Origin of the sequence: Haloarchaeobius marinus (assembly GCF_051207415.1) — an archaeon.
Classification (GTDB): Archaea; Halobacteriota; Halobacteria; order Halobacteriales; family Natrialbaceae; genus Haloarchaeobius.
In genome coordinates, this window is sequence record NZ_JBPKGD010000003.1 from 150,710 (window position 1) to 168,465 (window position 17,756).

Annotated in this window: 22 protein-coding genes; 15 read left to right on the forward strand and 7 right to left on the reverse strand. The window is 60.7% G+C overall.

Translation table 11 applies throughout. The features are described 5' to 3' along the window. Positions 1-18 precede the first annotated feature (18 nt). Complete coding sequence (locus ACSC1W_RS12700) at positions 19-375, reverse strand: nuclear transport factor 2 family protein (protein WP_435347855.1); 357 nt, start codon at positions 373-375, stop codon at positions 19-21. 114 nt (positions 376-489) lie between these two features. On the opposite strand from ACSC1W_RS12700, the gene ACSC1W_RS12705 reads away from it, so the two are divergent. The 4 genes from ACSC1W_RS12705 to ACSC1W_RS12720 all read left to right on the forward strand — a co-directional run bounded on the left by ACSC1W_RS12705 (position 490) and on the right by ACSC1W_RS12720 (position 3,609). Then, positions 490-2,238, forward strand: a complete 1,749-nt coding sequence (locus tag ACSC1W_RS12705) for a Rieske (2Fe-2S) protein (RefSeq protein WP_435347856.1) — start codon at positions 490-492, stop codon at positions 2,236-2,238. 62 nt (positions 2,239-2,300) lie between these two features. Then, a complete protein-coding gene (locus ACSC1W_RS12710; RefSeq protein ID WP_435347858.1) occupies positions 2,301-2,717 on the forward strand; it encodes a hypothetical protein in 417 nt (138 codons plus the stop codon). Between the two features lie 39 nt (positions 2,718-2,756). Next, positions 2,757-3,254, forward strand: coding sequence for a DUF367 family protein (locus ACSC1W_RS12715; RefSeq protein ID WP_435347859.1), 498 nt, complete (start codon positions 2,757-2,759; stop codon positions 3,252-3,254). A gap of 205 nt (positions 3,255-3,459) precedes the next feature. Next, a complete protein-coding gene (locus ACSC1W_RS12720) occupies positions 3,460-3,609 on the forward strand; it encodes a 50S ribosomal protein L40e (protein ID WP_435347861.1) in 150 nt (49 codons plus the stop codon). A gap of 47 nt (positions 3,610-3,656) precedes the next feature. On the opposite strand, the gene ACSC1W_RS12725 is transcribed toward ACSC1W_RS12720, so the two are convergent. Beyond that, positions 3,657-4,271 carry an MBL fold metallo-hydrolase gene (locus tag ACSC1W_RS12725; RefSeq protein ID WP_435347862.1) on the reverse strand — a complete coding sequence of 205 codons (615 nt, stop codon included), beginning with the start codon at positions 4,269-4,271 and terminating at the stop codon, positions 3,657-3,659. A gap of 132 nt (positions 4,272-4,403) precedes the next feature. On the opposite strand from ACSC1W_RS12725, the gene ACSC1W_RS12730 reads away from it, so the two are divergent. From ACSC1W_RS12730 to ACSC1W_RS12745, 4 genes are all read left to right on the forward strand, one after another. Then, a complete protein-coding gene (locus ACSC1W_RS12730) occupies positions 4,404-4,580 on the forward strand; it encodes a DUF5786 family protein (RefSeq protein WP_435347863.1) in 177 nt (58 codons plus the stop codon). A gap of 4 nt (positions 4,581-4,584) precedes the next feature. Next, positions 4,585-5,145: an endonuclease dU gene (locus ACSC1W_RS12735; RefSeq protein ID WP_435347865.1), complete on the forward strand. Its 561-nt coding sequence runs from the start codon at positions 4,585-4,587 to the stop codon at positions 5,143-5,145. A gap of 149 nt (positions 5,146-5,294) precedes the next feature. After that, the gene (locus ACSC1W_RS12740; RefSeq protein ID WP_435347866.1) at positions 5,295-5,879 is read left to right on the forward strand and encodes a hypothetical protein; all 585 of its coding nucleotides are present in this window, start codon (positions 5,295-5,297) and stop codon (positions 5,877-5,879) included. Between the two features lie 3 nt (positions 5,880-5,882). Next, positions 5,883-6,899 carry a tyrosine-type recombinase/integrase gene (locus ACSC1W_RS12745; protein WP_435347867.1) on the forward strand — a complete coding sequence of 339 codons (1,017 nt, stop codon included), beginning with the start codon at positions 5,883-5,885 and terminating at the stop codon, positions 6,897-6,899. Between the two features lie 196 nt (positions 6,900-7,095). Here ACSC1W_RS12745 and ACSC1W_RS12750 read toward each other — a convergent pair whose 3' ends face one another. The 3 genes from ACSC1W_RS12750 to ACSC1W_RS12760 all read right to left on the reverse strand — a co-directional run bounded on the left by ACSC1W_RS12750 (position 7,096) and on the right by ACSC1W_RS12760 (position 9,002). Then, entirely contained in the window at positions 7,096-7,521 is a 426-nt protein-coding gene (locus ACSC1W_RS12750) for a winged helix-turn-helix domain-containing protein (protein WP_435347868.1), read from the reverse strand. A gap of 112 nt (positions 7,522-7,633) precedes the next feature. Beyond that, positions 7,634-8,101, reverse strand: coding sequence for an Lrp/AsnC family transcriptional regulator (locus tag ACSC1W_RS12755; protein ID WP_435347870.1), 468 nt, complete (start codon positions 8,099-8,101; stop codon positions 7,634-7,636). Positions 8,102-8,402: 301 nt separating this feature from the next. Beyond that, positions 8,403-9,002: a hypothetical protein gene (locus tag ACSC1W_RS12760; protein ID WP_435347871.1), complete on the reverse strand. Its 600-nt coding sequence runs from the start codon at positions 9,000-9,002 to the stop codon at positions 8,403-8,405. 620 nt (positions 9,003-9,622) lie between these two features. On the opposite strand from ACSC1W_RS12760, the gene ACSC1W_RS12765 reads away from it, so the two are divergent. The 7 genes from ACSC1W_RS12765 (at position 9,623) to ACSC1W_RS12795 (ending at position 15,969) form a co-directional block, all read left to right on the forward strand. Continuing rightward, positions 9,623-11,260, forward strand: a complete 1,638-nt coding sequence (locus ACSC1W_RS12765; protein WP_435347872.1) for a hypothetical protein — start codon at positions 9,623-9,625, stop codon at positions 11,258-11,260. A 135-nt stretch (positions 11,261-11,395) separates the two neighbouring features. Continuing rightward, on the forward strand, positions 11,396-11,659 hold the full coding sequence (locus tag ACSC1W_RS12770) for a hypothetical protein (protein ID WP_435347873.1): 264 nt from the start codon (positions 11,396-11,398) through the stop codon (positions 11,657-11,659). 181 nt (positions 11,660-11,840) lie between these two features. Beyond that, positions 11,841-12,008, forward strand: coding sequence for a hypothetical protein (locus tag ACSC1W_RS12775; protein ID WP_435347874.1), 168 nt, complete (start codon positions 11,841-11,843; stop codon positions 12,006-12,008). A 449-nt stretch (positions 12,009-12,457) separates the two neighbouring features. Next, positions 12,458-13,192 carry a hypothetical protein gene (locus ACSC1W_RS12780; protein ID WP_435347875.1) on the forward strand — a complete coding sequence of 245 codons (735 nt, stop codon included), beginning with the start codon at positions 12,458-12,460 and terminating at the stop codon, positions 13,190-13,192. Between the two features lie 308 nt (positions 13,193-13,500). Further along, a complete protein-coding gene (locus ACSC1W_RS12785) occupies positions 13,501-14,043 on the forward strand; it encodes a hypothetical protein (RefSeq protein ID WP_435347876.1) in 543 nt (180 codons plus the stop codon). A 375-nt stretch (positions 14,044-14,418) separates the two neighbouring features. After that, positions 14,419-14,913, forward strand: coding sequence for a hypothetical protein (locus tag ACSC1W_RS12790; protein WP_435347877.1), 495 nt, complete (start codon positions 14,419-14,421; stop codon positions 14,911-14,913). Between the two features lie 453 nt (positions 14,914-15,366). Beyond that, entirely contained in the window at positions 15,367-15,969 is a 603-nt protein-coding gene (locus ACSC1W_RS12795; protein ID WP_435347878.1) for a uracil-DNA glycosylase, read from the forward strand. Here the strand turns inward: ACSC1W_RS12795 and ACSC1W_RS12800 are convergent. Then, positions 15,966-16,997, reverse strand: coding sequence for a PhnE/PtxC family ABC transporter permease (locus tag ACSC1W_RS12800; RefSeq protein ID WP_435347879.1), 1,032 nt, complete (start codon positions 16,995-16,997; stop codon positions 15,966-15,968). The two genes, ACSC1W_RS12795 and ACSC1W_RS12800, sit on opposite strands and share 4 nt — an antisense overlap. Beyond that, positions 16,994-17,749, reverse strand: coding sequence for a phosphonate ABC transporter ATP-binding protein (locus ACSC1W_RS12805; RefSeq protein ID WP_435347880.1), 756 nt, complete (start codon positions 17,747-17,749; stop codon positions 16,994-16,996). Before ACSC1W_RS12805 ends, ACSC1W_RS12800 begins: the two co-directional genes overlap by 4 nt. Positions 17,750-17,756 lie beyond the last annotated feature (7 nt).

Here is a 17,756-nt window from a genome sequence, read left to right on the forward strand (position 1 = left end):
CACCGCCGTCGTCCCGCGTCAGCGCGTGTACGTCTCCAGTCGAGCGACGCGACCGTCGGCGGCGAGTTCGAACACGTCGACGAACCGCACGAGGACGTCGTCAGCCTCGCACACACGGCCGCGGACGGCCAGTGGAGACGCACTCGCCGTGCCGGCACCGGTGGGCCCGAACACGTCGTCGACCTCGTGTGTCGTCTCGGGCGACGGGCGGTCCTCGCGCATGAACCGGACGAACGCCGCAGCGCTCTCGAACGTGCGGTCCGGGCGCTCCTGGACGAACGACGGCGAGAGGACCGACTCGAGCGCCTCGTAGTCGTGCTCGTCGAGCGCTCGGTAGTACGTGGCGACCGGGTCGGCGAGGTCCGCGTTGGCCATACCGCCGGTTAGACCTCCGGCCACAGAAACCCGACGGTCGACGGTGGCTGTCAGAACGCGTACCATAACGGGTTTCAGCGAACCTTTACGCGAGTCTGGCCGGAATAGCGGGATATGGGAGTCGAAGACGGATTTCGAAAGCTGCTGCCCCTGGAGGAACTGAAAGCGACGGGGCGCGAGAGCGTCTCCGTCGACGGGCGGCCACTCGCGGTGTTCTACCACGAGGGGGCCGTGCGGGTGGTCGACAACCGCTGTCCCCACATGGGATTTCCCCTCACCGAGGGGACCGTCGACGACGGCGTGCTCACCTGTCACTGGCACCACGCCCGGTTCGAACTCTCCTGTGGCGACACGTTCGACCCGTGGGCCGACGACGTGGCGACGTACCCCGTCGAGGTGCGCGACGGCGACGTCTTCGTGCGACCGACGCCCAGACGCGACGAACCGCCGGCGGACCACTGGGCGAACCGGCTCGAAACCGGCATGGAGGAGAACCTCAGACTCGTCGTCGCCAAGGCCGTCATCGGTCTCCACGACGCCGGTGTCGGCCAGAGCGAGACGCTGGCCCGCGGCGTCACCTTCGGGACGCGCTACCGGGACGCCGGCTGGTCCTCCGGGCTGACAATCCTCGCTGCGATGGCGAACGTGCTCCCCGACCTCGACGACGATGACCGGAAGCGCGCGCTCTACACCGGGCTGCGACACGTCGCCAGCGACTGCGCCGGCCAACCGCCGAACTTCGACCAGCCGTCGTTCGAGACCCGGGAGGTCGACCCCGACCGCCTCGAATCGTGGTTCCGCGAAAACGTCGAGGTGCGCGATAGCGACGGTGCCGAGCGCGTCCTCCGGACCGCCGTCGAGACCTGCGACCGCGAACAGGTCGAACGGATGCTGTACGCGGCCGCGACCGACCACCGGTTCCTCGACGCCGGCCACACGTTCGACTTCGTCAACAAGGCGGTCGAGACGCTCGACCACGTCGGCTGGGACGACGCCGACGACACCCTGGCGAGCCTCGTCGACTCCCTGACCGACGCCGAACGAAGCGAAGAACTCTCCTCGTGGCGGCAACCGGTCGACCTCGCGGCACTCGTCGCCGACGCGATCGACGACATCGAGGCGCTGGTCGACCGCGAGTCGAACGCCGGGCGGGACGGGCGGTGGACCGAACCCGGGTCGTTCCAGTCGCTCCTGCTCTCGGACGACCCCCACGCCATCGTGACGGGCATCCGCGAGGCCGTCGAGGCGGGTGCGACGCCGCGACAACTCGCCGCCGCCGTCGCGACCGCGGCGGCGACCCGGGTCGCCCAGTTCGGAACGGGCAACGAGTTCTCCGACTGGAACACGGTCCACCACACGTTCACCTACGCGAACGCGGTCCACCAGGCGACCCGTCGGGTCGACGACCCCGTCCTCTACCGGGCCGTCCTCGACGGTGCGGCCAACGTCTACCTCGACCGCTTCCTCAACACGCCGCCCGCACCGATTCCCGAACCGGGGGAGACCGACCGCGACCACGAGTCCATCCTGGCCGACCTCGTCGAGACGTTCGACGAAGAGGGCGAGGTGAACGCGGCCGGTCGCCTGGTCGGCGAGTTCCTCGACGCCGACGGCGACCCCGCCGAGTTGAAACGGACCCTCGGACACTGCGTGCTCCGCGAGGACGCTGGCTTCCACACCCTGCAGGCGCTCGAGGCCGGCTTCCTGCAGTTCGACGTCTCGGACGACGAGACGGACCGGCGGGTCGCCATGGTCGCCGTCGCGCGATACATGGCCGCCCACTTCCCGACCAGGCGCGAGGCGGAACAGACGTTCACCATCGCCTCGCGACTCCTCCGTGGCGAACGCGTCCACGAGGAGTGAGTCGGGAGGACTGTGCGACCGCACTCGCAGACTTTTACCCCGTCCGGTGCCAGGGGCAGACCATGCTGCGGTTCCAACTCCACGGCGTCTACGGCGGCTGGGAGGCGGCGGTGACCGGACCGTCGGACCACGTCGAGTTCGGCGTCGAGACCGACGCGGGAACGATACTCCAGGGCTACGCCTCGGCACACTCGCTGCTTCGGCTCTACGACCTCGCCCGACTGGAACGTCCCGACCACCCGAAGTTCCTCGGCTACGAGGTGACCGAGCGAGGCGACGCCATCGTCGTCGACCTGCACGGCCGCCACGTCGAGACGACCTACGCGGAGCTACGGGACGCCATGGAGCCGTTCCTCGCCGCGGTGTTCGAGTCGATGGACGGCCAGACCGTCGGCGACCGCGACGACCACCTCGAGACCATCGCGGACCGCGAACTGACGCTCGTCGACCTCTCCGCTCTATACGACCGGCTAGCGTAGCCCGATTCCCTTTTTGCTCCTGACCATCTATCGCCGGTCGTGAAGCTCCACGTCCGGTACGAGGGCGACGACGACCCGAAGAAGTGCACCGCGCGAAAGCTCGCGCGGTTCGACCTCGCCGAGTTGCACCGCTCGAGTCGGGCGACGCCGTACGGTATCGTCCTCGACCCGCACGCGGAGCAGGCGCTCTCGCCCGCCGACGACGCGCGGGCGCTCGTCGCGCTCGACTGTTCGTGGGAGTCCGCCGACGAGACGGCGTTCTCGCTCGACGGCAACCACCGCGCCCTCCCGTTCCTCGTCGCAGCCAACCCCGTGAACTACGGCCGACCGTTCGCGCTGACGACCGTCGAGGCACTCGCGGCGGCGCTCGTCATCCTCGGCGAGCTCGACCACGCAGAGCGCATCCTCGCGAAGTTCACCTGGGGAGAGACATTCCTCGAACTGAACGAGGAACCGCTGCGGCGCTACGCCTCGTGTGCGGACTCGAGCGAGGTCGTCGCCGTACAGGACGACTACCTCGTCGAGGAGTCCGAGTAGCGAACAGACGACACGGGCCGAACACGCGGGGGTGTGTCGTGCACCCGCTGCCCCCCGCGTGGCAGTTCTCAGCGCACGCCGTGTCTGGGCTCCCCCCGCTATTTGAACGCTGGCACGCGGACGGGTCGGACGCTCCACCGTGCAGTCACGGCGCGCCCGGACGACTCGGAAACGCTTTTACCCGCAGCACGGCGTAGGAAGGACCATGGCACGATTCGAGGCTGCGGAGAAGCGTTCGCTCGAGAAGATGATCTGCATGCGATGCAACGCGCGCAACCCCAAGCGAGCGGACAAGTGCCGCAAGTGCGGCTACAGCAAGCTCCGCCCCAAGGCGAAAGAAAAGCGCGCGGCCTGAGTCCGGTCTCGTCTTCTCGAACCCTCACGCCGCGAGTGGCGACGCCCTCACTGTTCGTCCGGGTACTTCGGTTCGCGCTTCCGGGCGCGCCCGAGCGCCGTCTCGACCACGTCGCGGACGTCGCCGTGGAAGACGCCGCCGTGCCCGGCGTACAGGTGCTCGACGGTGTCGGGCATGCGGTCGAGGAGGGTTTCGAGGCTCTCGATGAGGCGCTCGCGGGACTGGCCGGCCATGTCGGTCCGACCGAAACTCCCGTAGTCGAACGCGCCGTCGTCGTGGACAACGACGTCACCGCTGAACAGGGTCGTGTCGCTACAGTAGGCGACGTGGTCGGCGGCGTGACCCGGCGTGTAGACGACCTCGAAGCGCTCGTCGCCGATGTGGACCGCCTCCCCGTCGCCGATGGCGTGGGTCCGGCGCGGGTGCTCGCCGTACGCGTAACAGTCGGCGTCGAAGGCGTCGAGGACGGCGTCTAGCTGGGCGACGTGGTCGCCGTGCTGGTGCGTGAGGACGACGGCGTCGAGGTGGTCGGTGTACCGACGGATCTCGTCGACGACGCCGGCCATCGCACCGGCGTCGACCAGTACGGCCCGGTCGCCGGTGACGAGGTAGGCGTTGCACGTGAACTCGTCCGCGTCTTTCGTGACGTGGTGGACCTCCATGTGGCATTCCTACGGGAGCGAGCCCAAAGTCCTGCCGGGGGACGGCGACATCAGCCTCTACGTCACGTGACAGGTCTGTTCGCTTTCGTCTGGCGTGGTTTTTTTCACTCAGCACTGGCTACTGTATCCTGTATGGGTTTCGGGAGCTACGACGAATCGGAACAGGACAACCAGAGCATCGACACGGACATCGACGAAGAGTCGGTCGACTCGCGCGAGACGGACCACGAGGGACGAATCGAGTTCGAGAACGGCGCGAGCAACGACGAACTCATCGACCGTCTGAAAGACATCAAGAGCGACGAGTAGCCCGATGAAACCCGGCGTGCGGGCGCTCGGTGTCGCAGAGTCGACGCGAGGGGAGACGAGTACGCTCGCCGGAGTGGTCGTCAGGGCGAGCCGAACGGTCGATGGACTCTCGTTCTCGACGTGCACGGTCGGCGGGACGGACGCGACGGACGCCATCGTCGAGGTGTACGACCGTCTCGACCGGGAGGACGTGCGCTACGTGCTCGTCGCGGGCATCGCACTGGCGTGGTACAACGTGGTCGACCTGCGTCGTCTCGCCACCGAACTCGACCGCCCCGTGCTGTCGGTGACCTTCGAGGCGAGCGACGGCCTCGCCGACGACATCGGCGCGGCGTTCGACGACGAGGCCGAGCGTGCCGAGCGCGTCGAGACGTACCGCCGCCAGCCCGGCCGAGACCCGACGACCGTCAACGGCGAGACGGTGTACGTCCGCACCGTCGGCATGGACCCCGACGCCGCCCGGGACGTCGTCCGGGCGTTCACGCCGGAGGGAGGCCGGCCCGAACCGCTCCGGGTCGCCCGGTTCGCGGCCCGGGCCGGCGACGCGCTCCGACGGGGGCGGTAGCATCGAAGTAGCCACCGCCCCAGTCGCAGGGGTTACGTGACCCCGGCGCACCAGTGCGCATATGGACGCGATGGACACTTGACCGTAACTATACTGTAAACACGTTCATAAACTCGTAGACCGGAACCTCAAGCGAGGAGGGGAGGTCCATGAGCGAGCACGTTAACCTGCGGATTGACGCTGACGAGAAGCGAGAATGGAAGGAAGGGGCCGAAGAGCATCCCGGCGTTGCTAACCTGACACAACTGATCAAAGTTGCCGTCCGGCGAGAACTCGAACGGGAATTAACCGATGCAGGACACCCTCAGAACGGGTCAATACCCGAGGGAGTAGCTGATACCCTTGGGACAATCGATACTCGAACTGAAGGCACTCAGGCAACGTTAGACGCCATCCAAGCCCGGCTAAACACCATCGAGACAGCGGTCACCGAGGACGAATCGGTGAGCGAACTGGCTAACGAGGTCTTCACCGTCCTGCCGACCAAGCACGAGCTTGAGAACTGGCACCACCCGGGCGTGAACACTGGACACTCTGGCATCCCCGTCATTACGCCTTCTTTGGATGAAATAGGCGACCCGAAAGCGTACAGGGGCCGAATCGAGGATATCGCTATGGCCGTCAGGAGCGATGAGTATTCCGTCCGTCGTGCCATTGAGAAGCTACAGCGGGAGGTAGCATTGGTCCGTTCGACCGAGATCAATGGCGAAAAGCGGTGGTTCAAGGAGGAGTAACCGATGAGCACCGAATCACTCCATCCGGCGACTCAGGACTTCATCAACTCCCTCTCAAAGGGTAGAAACGCGCTCGCTCCGGCAAGCATCGAGAATCGCCAATCAGACCTTCGTCGGTGGTGTGAATGGTGCGACGAAGAAGGGTATGAATCGACGACCACGAAGGGATTCACGATCCGTTCATTCCTCTACGACCAAGCCGACGAGTTCTCTAATGCAACTGTCTCAAGCCGATACGACTCGCTGAAGACGTTCTACGACCATCTGGAGGCCCTCGGATCGATTGAGGAGAGTCCGTTCGACGCTAACAAGAAGTTGCTCAAGCGTAGCGAGTTCATCAAGTCCGGTTCCAACGTCGGAGAGAAGTACAATCACGGAGACCCTGAACGGTTCGCACTCGACGCAGAGGACGTAGAAGCGATGTGTAAGAACGTCCGGAGCGGTGGAGGAAAGTTGCGTAACGAACTGATCATCCGTCTCATGTACCAGACGGGCGTCAGAGTCCACACAGCCGCTCACATCAAGGTTGAAGACATCGACCGGGAGCGAGAGAGCATCCGGGTCTACGCCAAGAAGACCGACGACTGGCGCACCGTGACGTATGCTACGGCTCCAGGGAGACCTAACCCGACGAAGCGTCTCCTCACTCAGTGGCTTGATGTCTATCGGGAGACCTACGCACCGGCGAATGAGAGTGAGTACCTATTCGTCTCTGAGCGGACAGAACGGGTCTCACCGAACTACATCAACGAACTCGTTAGAGAAGCCGCTGAGAACGCTGGCATCCAAGAGGTGATGTACGTCGATGGCAGTGACAGGAACCGTCATCTCATCACGTCGCATACGCTCCGGCATTCATTCGTCAAGCGAGCTATCGACAGTGGTATCGACATCAAGCGGATCCAGCTCGCCCTTGGCCACAAGGACGTGACGACTACGCTCAACAAGTACGCGCACTTCCTCGATGACGACGTGGTGGAGGGGTTCTCTGCGTCCTTCGACCCCTACCCGGATGGATAGGAGGGTGATAAGCACCTTCTCGCGGCTTCCTCGTCCTCCCTAAAGGCATCCATCCGGCTCTGTTGAAATCCTCAGACGCTGATAGTTTGTTGGGTCCGTGCTGCATACGGGGCGCATATCTTGCAAGGTAGTCCCGCAGGTGGGTGACTACTGGAACCGTTCGAGATAGATGATTTTCCCCGTCGAGAGGTTCTTTCTATGCCCAATCGCCGGGGAGTTCGTCCTCGTGGGTGAGCATCAACTCGACGAGCGGCGCGATCTCGTCGTAGCGCGGGCCACGGGTGATCGTCCCGGTCTCCTGGTCCCACCTGATGAACCCCGTCTCCTCGAGCTTCGGGAGGTGGACGTGGTGGAGCGACGTCAGAAACGCGTCCAGGCGGTCGTCTTCGGTGACGAACTCGGCGGGTGAAAACGACTCGTCCGCTTCGTCCCGGGGGTTCGCTCGGGCGAGGGCCGTCAGAATCCGCCGTCGCACCGGATGACTGAGTGTCTCGAACAGTTCATCGAGCGAGCCCTGTGTGTGTGTGATGCTCATGGGTGTGATGCGCATTGCCGCGGTGGGGACGGCGGGATGGACACCGAGTGTTCCCACGTTCCCGATGGCAAGGCGTTCGGCCTGCATCCGTAAAATTATTGCGTTTATCGCAAACTAAGGACTGGTATATTCACAAAATCCCGCGCATATTTTGAAATTATCGCACCACGATTGCCCCTCTGAACAATCTCTTGGTGGGTCACTCGCTCTCGTCGAACTCGGCCCAGGGGCGGGTGTAGTGGTTGGTGACTATCTCGGAGGAGACTATCTCGAATCCCACGGCGGCGAGGTCGTTGGTGATCTCGGTGAGGTCCCGCGTGTCGACGGCGACGACCTCGACGTAGATGTTGCGGGTGCTGGTGAGCATCTCGCGGACGTCGACCACCCCGTGGCGGTCCAGCGCCGCCACGGCGAGTTCCTCCCGCTCGTCGGCGGGGGCGCTGCAGACGAATAGCACGTGCAACGGGTAGTTCGCCAGCTCGTAGTTGATCTTCGGATAGTACCCCTCGATGACGCCGGTCTCCTCCAGGCGCTCGATGCGGTTGCGAACGGTGCTGGCGGAGACATCCACGTGCTCGGCGATGTCGGCGATGGTGGTGTTGCGTGCGTCCTCCTGCAGGACGTACAGGATTCCCCGGTCCACCTCGTCCAGCGAGACTGAACTCATGTGCCAGTCCACCACCCGCGACTGTAAGAATCTTCGTCCGAATCGTGGAAACCTCATTTCTGAGTGGCCAGGTCGCCGGACCACCCACAGACCGTACCCGTCGCACCCAACCCGACTGCGGAGTCTGCACCTCGTGGCGCCATCTTCGATGGTTTTGCACTTTCGGAGGAACGCTTATCGGTGCTTGTGAGTATTCGGGAGAGCCATCCATCCGTATAGAGCACGGACCACCGCAGAAGCGACTCTGGGGCGGATACGGGGATCCAGAGGGCGCAGTGTTCCTGCGCCGGAGGTCGCTACTCTACCCTTGGCCGTGGACCGTTACCCGGCTCTGGGTAGCTGTTGGTTGCTCCATGTCGAAGGTAGTGGTTTCGGGGTCAGAGACCTCTCCAGTGACCTCATCTCGAATGAGAACCTCTGCTGTGTACTCTCCTGCTTCCCATCCAGTTGTGTCAAACCATGCATAATTCTCCCAAAGTTCTGATCCAGACCAGTCAACCAACTGTCTATCATCCCAGGTGGCTACGCTAACCGATCCTCCAGCGGGTCCATACACCCGGACTTGATTGGTGTTGTGAGCGACTCTGTCATGGCTCCATAATCGGAAACGGAAAGCTATGTTAATCTCATCGCCTACTTCCGCAGATGAAATGCGGTTGTCCTCTGCATCTCCGTACTCTTGATAGTCGGAAACCAAGTTCACAAGGACAACTTCTGGTCTCGTATCCTGTTCCGTCGTTGGGGTGGCCGTCGGTGTTGAGGTTGGCGTTCTGGTTGGTGTGGACCTGGGGTTCTCCGTGCGGGGCTGGGTGGCTTGGGAGTCAGACCCTGGGATACTCATACAACCAGCCACCACCGTCAGTGCTCCAGCGATGATCGTCCGTCGCTGAGAGTCAATCATGTGTGAGAATGGCACACGATGTCTCAAAACCGTTCTTTCCACGTACCGACTCTTATCCTGCTGGCTTGCGACGGATGGTCTCAAGCCAGTTCTGCGATGTGACCACCAGCGTGTGTGCGACGGAGAGTGCTGCTGTAAGTACTCCAGTGAGCAGCAATTGGACCCTTGGTAGAAACTGTAGCTGCCCCTTTGGGAGAATCCTCGCCTTGGACAGATGGAGTATCCACATAGAGGGACTCCTATGTCATTTAAGTAGGACAGATCCAATGGAGATAGTGTAAATGAAGAATCATACATAATCTTTCTTCTACTATCAGCGCTGAGAGCGAGCGACGATCGATGAACTCTCAGACGGAAGCCCAGACGGAGTACGAATACGATTATACCACGGTCCATGCATATAGGGATTCGGTAGATGCGGCACGGCGAGTGAAGGAAGCGGAGTCTCTGACGTGGAGTGAGTTTCTGGAGCAAGGAGCCGATGCTATCGAACTGGTTGAATCCATCAGAGAGGATACCGGACGCTGAGCGATGATACGGAAAGTGATTGGAATACCCGGTTGGGGAGCCGGGCAGGGGTCGGATGACGACAGTTCCGGAGTCATCGGAGGTGTCGTCTAATGAATGCTGACGAGTCGCTCACAGATAGGCTTGATGCCCCTGGCCAGATCGGTACCTTCGGGGAGTGGCTCCGAGATACCGAGCCGTACGTTCGCTATGCGGACGAAGAGAGAAAGCGACTTCCTAACCTCCACCACGTCGCCGAGATCAAACCCGCAGAGGCGGTCTACGTTGGGCCAGTCTACGGGCTCAACACCGACGAGGTAGAGAGGTTAGAGAGCTACACGAACCCCTATGCCGCTCCAGAAGACGATACAATCGCTTCCCTTCTCACCCGCGAGATAGCCGAGGATGGTCGAGTCAGCTACCCCATCATCTTCGACTCTGATTCATTACAAGAGGTAGGCGACCTCCAGACGATAGCCACAGACCTGTCCGTCTTCGCGGAGGATTACCTCGGAGTCAGCCTCGCTGACTGCACTTTCTGGTTCTCCGGTCACAAGGGCATCCACCTCCAGATTCCCGGCTATGTGACCGAGCAGAAGTGGTCCTCGCTCACTCAGATTGCAGAGCGCTTCAATGAATGCGACGAGCATGACTCCACCATCGATCTCAACGCTATCAAGAAGAAGCAGGTCTTCCGTCTCCCTGGAGTTGAGCACACCTCAACTGGACTCCAGAAGGTGCAGGTTCAACCCGACTGGAGCCACGACGAGATCATCCGTGCTGGGGCCAATGGAACTACTCCCCCTGAAACCTACCTCGATGCCATTCCATCCTCTATAGTTACTACTCGTCCTTCCCATCCATCTATATCAGTTCTGTATGGTGCAAGGATTAGGGTTAGAGAGCCGGTATCCCCAGATATCGAGACCCACTCCTTCTCGGAGTATAAAAAGGGTATTCCAGAACCGTTCGGAGAGGCACACCGAGCTAAACTCATCGATGGACGAGGCCCCCCTGTCGATGGAGAGTCTCGCTTTGTCAAGTTGCTCTACAATGCTAAGGAGTTCTCACCCTACGCGAATACTGGCAACGGACGTAGGAGCATCGCAGTCGTAGAGGTCAAAGGAGGTGCGTTCTCCCGGATTCAATACGATCGACCAGAGGACCTCGAAAGCAACATCGGTGGGCGACTCCCGTGCTACCACCTTTACTCAGTCGGTGCGGACAGCGAGTTCACCAAGGAACACGAACCTGCACCGTTACTCCTCAGTAGGCACGATTATGAAAAAGTCGAAGACGTAGAGCGAGGAAATCGATTGGTCGTCATTGGAGGGCGGAGCCGTCGATCTATCATCCATCGAGTAGAGCCCATACTAGCTGAATTCGTAGCAGCGTCACTGCCAAACCGCGAGGATGCGCTTGAGTTGCTCCGGGAGCAGGGATACGACGTTGGTTCCTCTGGTCTCGTTACGGGGAACTATGGCCGTGAGACCGACGCTGGGGCCGATATTGAGCGTGGTATTACCGAAGCTGCTCGACTCCAACAGAAGGCCGAGACTGACGGCATAGAGAGCTTGAGCCACGGGGACAGTCTCCGAGTGTCCAATCGCCTGCTTCAACTCCGCGGATGGTGTGGAGCGAGAGAGTGGTTCAGGCAGCAGTACGCCGGGGACTACGATCAAGAACTCACCGAGAGGCACCTCAGGAGCGTAGCTAAGAAGTACGACGATCTCCCCGACCCAGAATCCTAAATCGCCGTATCGGAGCGTGAGTGGGCCTCAAGCACGAGTACGTGCTGACGTGTACGGGATGGGATTTCAGTGAGTTGCCGTCGAATGACAAACCGAAGGAATTATCAAATGCCGTGGTACACGTCCCCAATGCACATGGACGATAAAGAGAAGTACGGGGTGGCGCTCGCCGCGGGCGGCATGCTGCTGTGGATAGGGGGGTACGAGATCGGGTTCGTGGAGCTTTCGTACATCGGCCTCGTGCCGTTCGTAATCGGTGGCTTGCTGCTCTACTCCGCGTGGATGAAGTGGTACTGCGCGGCGTGTGGCCAGTTCCTCGGGCGGGGCGACAAGCCCAGACGGTGCGACCGGTGCGGGAGCAACCGCGTAACGAACGAGGACCCTGGCGCCGTCCGCTGATTCTCAGTCGGGGGTCCGTCAATATAACAAATCGCCTGTATCCCTCGTCTCTGTTCAAGGGTTGTAGGACCGGGCGACCATTTCAGGGAAGTGCGCCCCGTACTCGAATCTGGATGGTCTCTTGCTCAGTTCCTTGACCACCAGGGGGAATCTAAGTCGCTCTAGCCCGTATAATCCTGCAATGACTGAGGATGCCTACAGAGCAGGGCAGGACCAGTTCGTCAATGACGATGGAGATGTCCTAACCAGGTCCCAGATTGGTTATGGGGGGTGGAAGGGTGGCCTCGAAGTCGAACGTGATGGAGACGATTACATCGTTAACGGTATTCGCTACAAGCCCAAGGAGTGAGGGGTCGCCTCTGATACAGCAATAATCCCATATCGGCCCATGAGTGGGCCCAGAGCGGCTTTCATTCTTGCGGGAGTACAAACCCCTTACAACTTCAGATAAACTCGGTAGCGGGACTCCTGTGGTCTCAGAATAGATCAGGGCCTGGTGGAACTGGTCCCGGAGGGTGGTACTCGAACTGATGGGTAAGGGTGATGTATCCTTGTGCCCCTTCAGTCCGAGATCTGGGGTTCGTAGTCCTCCCAGGTGGGACCGTCAGGTTCGTAGTCCGCCCCCTTGCGAGCAACCCGATGACGGTAAAACAACCAGAGCCATCGGAGAGCACCTCCGACGATTATCACTGTAGAAAGAAGGTACGGCTCTATGAGCGCGCCAACCAGCATTGAGATTCCAACGACTTGTACTAACAACCACTTCCTACGCGCTTTCCATTCCTCCGGGCTCGTCGAGTGGCGGAGCTCCATATCTCAAAACTATTAGCAAGCCTATTTGTCTTTTTGATAATCATAACTCCTATCGAGGGTTTGATGGTGATTACTACCAGTAGATTACTCGGACAGATGACTGAGCGGAAACCGCCGATGACCGTCGTTCTAAAGGAACTCCTGCCTATCGACACCGCAAAGGAACTTGCTGTGAGATGGTTCGAGCCGGACTGGGATGCCTTCTTTCAGAGCCTCTTCTCGGTTGGGTTAACTTCGATTAGTCTAAGCATGGTGGGCTTTCTCCTCGTTCTGGGCCTCTCCGAAGTCGTTTCCGAGAGCAGTGGGGTAGCAGACCTCTTGGTCCAAGTGGTATCCAATCTGAGCTTCTTCGCCGTTGCCGCGTTCGTCGCCACCATCGTCATTCTCAAAGGAGTTGAGGGGACTATTGAGGGTCGCGTGGCGGTAGTCGAGTTTGACGAAGAGACAGAAGAGCTAGGGCGACGGTTTCAGCAGCATCCCCTCGGGAAAGCAGTTGTCTACGTGGTCGGTTTGGTTATCGCATGTGTCCTCCTGTCTATCACTTGGGTATTCCGACAGGTGTTGATAATTGGTGACGTCCCTTCAGGCATGAGTCTAGTCGATACAGTCACATTTTACTTTGTCATGTTTATGTTCGATCTGGCCTATATTGGGCTCGTCTTGGTGTCGGCCGGGCAGGTTTATTCCACCATTCGGGTTGTGTGGATTGAATCCTCATAGAGTACCATCCTCACGGAATCTACCCCCGTGTCATCTTGAAGGTGTATAGGATACACTCTGTTAAATATCGGTTTTTCGACGGGGGTGTTACCTGCCACTCCCGACGAGGGCGGCTACTTCGTCGCTGACGGGGTTCACGCTTTGGAGGGGCGTGGTACTCTGGTCTTGATGAAACTCCCGATTGGGACAGGTTTCAGCAGGGGTGCTGGAGGCGCGTATTCAGCAATCTTCCGTCGTATATATCCCGACCAACCTGCGGTGTTTATTTAAACGCAATGTCCGTAGCGAGTAGCTGACGGAGTTAACTGATGACCACGCCAGAGTCTCCGAACGGGTATACTCCATACGAGCAGTACTCTTTCTCCAGGTGGGTTCTGTATTCCACGATGGCGGTTCTACTCACGATTGCTGGTGTAGTCATCTTCTCGGCAGACGTTATCCTCATCCCCCAGAGCAGCGTCAAACTGGTCGTCGGTGCCGGGATAGCAATTACGGCCTCGCTCTTTATCCACGAGTCGCTCCACTACCTCGCTAGCTCTGCCTTGGGCTACGACCCAGTTTACATTTGGCCGAATGGCGTCTACGTCCCAGAAGTATCCCTGGACCTGTGGGAGATCTCGATTACGCTGTTGGCTCCACAGCTCCTATCGGTCGTCTACACCGGACTTCTCATCACAGGCGCAGTCAACGATCTGGCGATAGTCATCGGCTGGGGATTAGTCATCAATCTCGGCGGCGGAGCATCTGACATGGCCTGGATCGTGCGACGGTTGACCTGGCCTGCCGGAACGAAGGTAATCGTCGGGGACGATGAGGAGAACTACGTTGCATTCTCGAAGGACTCGTTATAATCTGACCGTGCCGAGCATGGCCTCAAGGTCTACAGCGTGTTACCCCGCTTGTACCTCATCGAGATGGCTGAGGAATTATCCAAGTCAATAGAGCTACAGAAGGCTCTGTTGAACCCCCAACGGCTGACAGAACTGGCGTGCAAGATTAGAAGAAGTATTCAGCAGAGCGGCGTATCGGCACGTTACGTGTGAACGGCTAAATCCAATTCCTATTAGTACTGTAGTCACGAGCAACGGATTATGGTGGACCCTCTCCTTCTCGCCGGTCTTGTGTTCAACTTTCTCGGTGCCGTGATATTAGCTGGCCTCGATATTCCCCGTCTCCAGTCCGCGTTTGGTCTTATGTTTATTCCCTATACTCCCTATCGTAGTTTGATGAGTGCAAAGTCGCTCCTCAATCCAGTTGTATCGGCTAAGGAGGAGTGGATACGGGAAGAGACACGTTTTGACCCTGAGGAGTGGGCCTTTGTTAGGCCAATCCCGGAGTCTGCGGAGAAGAGGGAGGGCAATAAAGCTCTATGGCGAGTGGTCAAGGAGCGAATGAACCCGCTCCACGATCTAGACCGGATTTATCTTGTTGCACGTGAGGAGGAGACGACCACGTTATGGAGAGAGGAGCTTGGCGATTTGAAATCCTATCCAGTTGTTAGGCCGTCCGGTATTACGGAAGAAACCCGACCGGCGTTATTGGCAGTGCAGTTTGAATATGAAAACCGGATTGGCGAGCAAGACACCGACGTAGCAGTTCTTGCTCCTATCTCCGAGGTGGAGAGATGGATAGAGGAGCGCCGAAGCCGGTTTCTTACTAAGGTTGGCGCAGGTGTGCTCGCTCTCGGGTTTCTATTTCAACTCCTAGGAGTATTCGTATGAAGATACCGAGAGCCGGCGAGGAGGCATTGACGATTAATTGCGAACGATAATATTCCTCCCTGTATAGGCTGTAGGTAACATTTTCCATAGTGCCTCTCCACTGGACGAATCCTATGTTCTAACCTTTGCTTTGTGATGGGTTTGCGCTCTCTATTCAGCACAGGCCCAGAAACATTTCATTGGCTGAGGGTTTCAACAGAGCCGTACAGAAGTAACTTACAATTGGGCCCTGCCATCCCCAACGAGACGGCGCTGCTTCGCCACTGACGGCCTCTGGGACTATTGGGAGAGGAGGAGTACTCTTGAGAATGAAGAACATCCCATACGCCCTCCTACGGCGCCTCCGCGATTCCGTGGAGTTAAAGTCAGGTAAGGGGGTACGGATTAGCAACCCCAGGCGGTTGGTTCTACGTCACCGAAACGTACACACAACGTGGGCACTGGCAAAGTACTATGGACGCGATGGACGGGCTGGAGGTGCGGGGCTGCGAGCGCTGTCCCGAACTCTGTGACTCTCGAAGCCGCATCGTCGACGGCGTCGGACCGGCCGACGCCGACGTGCTGTTCGTCGGCGAGGCGCCGGGCGCGAACGAGGACGAACAGGGCGAACCGTTCGTCGGGCGCTCGGGCGACGTACTGACCGAGGCGCTCCGGACGGTCGGCCTCGACCGCGAGACGGTGCGCATCACGAACTGCGTCCGGTGTCGGCCACCGGACAACCGCGACCCACGCGCCGGGGAACTGGCGAACTGCCGACCGTACCTGGAGCGCGAGGTCACCCTCGTCGACCCCGAGGTGGTCGTCACGCTCGGGAAGGTGCCGGCCGAGCACCTGCTCGGCCGGTCGGTCGCCGTGACGAAGGAGACCGGGACCGTCGAGGAGGTGCGTCTCGGCGACGACGAACCGCGTCGCGTCCTCGTCTGTCTGCACCCGGCAGCGACGCTGTACGACCGGAGCCAGCGCGACCCGTTCGAGGCGACGCTCGCGGAGGCGGCGGCGCTGGCGGGCAGGGATGGCGGTGAAGAAAGCGGCCAGTCGCGGCTGGGCGACTTCTAATCCGAGCTACGACCGACCCACTTGTCGCCGTCGAAGAGGCTCCGAACCCTCTCGAGGAATCCTTCCGAGACGTCCTCGTCCGGACGGAGACGCGACCGGAGTCGGGAGGAGAACAGTTCGACGGAGATGACGATGACGATGACCATGAAGATGCCAGCGGCAGCGTGGCTGAACGCCAACTGTGCGAGTTGACCCTTGATGAACTGGCCGAGACCGCCGGCACCGACGACGCCGAGCGAGATGGCGATGCGGACGTTTATCTCGAGGATGTAGAGCGCCCAGGCGATGAACGAGGAGAACACCTGCGAGAGCATCCCGAAGGTGATGACCTGCGAGCGGTCGGCGCCCGTAGAGGCCACCGCCTCGATGGGACCCTCGTCGACCTCCTCGAGTTCGTCGGTGAACAGTCGACCCATGTTCCCGATGGTGTCGGTCGCGATCGCCCACATCGCCGACAGCGGCGTCGGACCGAACACCGGGATGTAGAAGAGCACCCAGACGATCGCCGGGATGGCGCGGATGGTGCTCATCGTGCCGCGGAAGACGAAGTTGAACGGGAACGGCGTGACCCGCTCGGAGCCCATGACGCCGAAGAACAGCGCCAGCGGGAAGCCGACGATGGTCCCCGTGAGTCCGACCACGATGGTCACGATGCTCGCGCCCATGATGGACGTCCCGACCTCTCGTCTCATGATGGAGTCGACGAGCGAGGACGGGTACAGCATACTCTGGAAGAACGCGTTCCAGCCGTGCAGGCCGTTCTCCTGGGAGTAGAGCGTGAAGAAGTGGAAATCCGGCGTCACGAACTCCACGAGGTTCGAGAGGAAGACGGGGAACTGTCGGACGACCGCAGCGACGGTGAAGCCGAGGTACGTCAGCCCGAACCCGGTCAGCGCGAGGACGCCGACGAACAGGCCGAGCAGCAAGATGCGCCGCCGGCGCTGTGCACGCTCCATCTGTCCGAGCGCGAACTCGAGTCGCTCGGTGTTCGCGAGCGTGCCGCCGTCGGTCCTGCTGTCGTCGCTCATCGGACCACCTCCTCGTGGTCGACCTGGCTATCCTCGTCGTCTGCGTAGTATATCTCGTCGACGATGTCCATCGTGAGGTCGTCGCGGCCGCCGTCGAAGACGACCTGGCCGTCGCGCAGGCCGATGTAGCGCTCGCCGAACTCGCGGGCGAGGTTCACCTGGTGCAGGCTCGCGACGGTGGTGAGGTCTCGCGACCTCGCTGCGTCGCGCATGTACCCCATCACCTCCTCGGCGGCCTTGGGGTCGAGACTCGCGACGGGTTCGTCCGCGAGCAGCAGCGAGGGCTGCTGGACCAGCGCCCGGGCGATACCGACGCGCTGCTTCTGCCCGCCGGACATCGACCCGGCGCGCTGGCCGGCCTCTTCCAGCAGGCCGACGGTGTCGAGTGCGTCCAGCGCCAGGAGCTTGTCGTCGCGGTCGTAGTTCGTCAGGAGACTCGCCAGGAAATCCTCGCGGGAAAGCGCACCGGTGAGTGCGTTCTTGTACGCACTCATCGACTCGACGAGGTAGTGCAACTGGAACACCATCCCGATGTCGCTTCGTCGCCCGGTGACCTGCTCTTCGCCGATGTAGACGGCACCCTCGGTCGGTCGGGTCAGGCCGTTAAGGATGCGCAACAGCGTCGACTTGCCTGCGCCCGAGGGGCCCAGCAGGACGACGAACTCGCCATCCGGAATGGAGACGGACACGTCGTCGAGAGCGACGGTGTCCCCGTATCGCTTCGTGAGATTCTCCACTGTAACGGCTGGCATTGTATAG

Excerpts from the sequence above, each read along its gene's own strand:
- ACSC1W_RS12705 (WP_435347856.1), top strand. The coding sequence starts at position 490 with ATGGGAGTCGAAGACGGATTTCGAAAGCTGCTGCCCCTGGAGGAACTG.
- ACSC1W_RS12770 (WP_435347873.1), top strand. The coding sequence starts at position 11,396 with ATGGACGATAAAGAGAAGTACGGGGTGGCGCTCGCCGCGGGCGGCATG.
- ACSC1W_RS12745 (WP_435347867.1), top strand. The coding sequence starts at position 5,883 with ATGAGCACCGAATCACTCCATCCGGCGACTCAGGACTTCATCAACTCC.
- ACSC1W_RS12790 (WP_435347877.1), top strand. The coding sequence starts at position 14,419 with ATGAGTGCAAAGTCGCTCCTCAATCCAGTTGTATCGGCTAAGGAGGAG.
- ACSC1W_RS12735 (WP_435347865.1), top strand. The coding sequence starts at position 4,585 with ATGAAACCCGGCGTGCGGGCGCTCGGTGTCGCAGAGTCGACGCGAGGG.
- ACSC1W_RS12725 (WP_435347862.1), bottom strand. The coding sequence starts at position 4,271 with ATGGAGGTCCACCACGTCACGAAAGACGCGGACGAGTTCACGTGCAAC.
- ACSC1W_RS12700 (WP_435347855.1), bottom strand. The coding sequence starts at position 375 with ATGGCCAACGCGGACCTCGCCGACCCGGTCGCCACGTACTACCGAGCG.
- ACSC1W_RS12795 (WP_435347878.1), top strand. The coding sequence starts at position 15,367 with ATGGACGCGATGGACGGGCTGGAGGTGCGGGGCTGCGAGCGCTGTCCC.
- ACSC1W_RS12740 (WP_435347866.1), top strand. The coding sequence starts at position 5,295 with ATGAGCGAGCACGTTAACCTGCGGATTGACGCTGACGAGAAGCGAGAA.
- ACSC1W_RS12720 (WP_435347861.1), top strand. The coding sequence starts at position 3,460 with ATGGCACGATTCGAGGCTGCGGAGAAGCGTTCGCTCGAGAAGATGATC.
- ACSC1W_RS12785 (WP_435347876.1), top strand. The coding sequence starts at position 13,501 with ATGACCACGCCAGAGTCTCCGAACGGGTATACTCCATACGAGCAGTAC.
- ACSC1W_RS12800 (WP_435347879.1), bottom strand. The coding sequence starts at position 16,997 with ATGAGCGACGACAGCAGGACCGACGGCGGCACGCTCGCGAACACCGAG.
- ACSC1W_RS12760 (WP_435347871.1), bottom strand. The coding sequence starts at position 9,002 with ATGATTGACTCTCAGCGACGGACGATCATCGCTGGAGCACTGACGGTG.
- ACSC1W_RS12730 (WP_435347863.1), top strand. The coding sequence starts at position 4,404 with ATGGGTTTCGGGAGCTACGACGAATCGGAACAGGACAACCAGAGCATC.
- ACSC1W_RS12765 (WP_435347872.1), top strand. The coding sequence starts at position 9,623 with ATGAATGCTGACGAGTCGCTCACAGATAGGCTTGATGCCCCTGGCCAG.
- ACSC1W_RS12805 (WP_435347880.1), bottom strand. The coding sequence starts at position 17,749 with ATGCCAGCCGTTACAGTGGAGAATCTCACGAAGCGATACGGGGACACC.
- ACSC1W_RS12755 (WP_435347870.1), bottom strand. The coding sequence starts at position 8,101 with ATGAGTTCAGTCTCGCTGGACGAGGTGGACCGGGGAATCCTGTACGTC.
- ACSC1W_RS12710 (WP_435347858.1), top strand. The coding sequence starts at position 2,301 with ATGCTGCGGTTCCAACTCCACGGCGTCTACGGCGGCTGGGAGGCGGCG.
- ACSC1W_RS12750 (WP_435347868.1), bottom strand. The coding sequence starts at position 7,521 with ATGCAGGCCGAACGCCTTGCCATCGGGAACGTGGGAACACTCGGTGTC.
- ACSC1W_RS12775 (WP_435347874.1), top strand. The coding sequence starts at position 11,841 with ATGACTGAGGATGCCTACAGAGCAGGGCAGGACCAGTTCGTCAATGAC.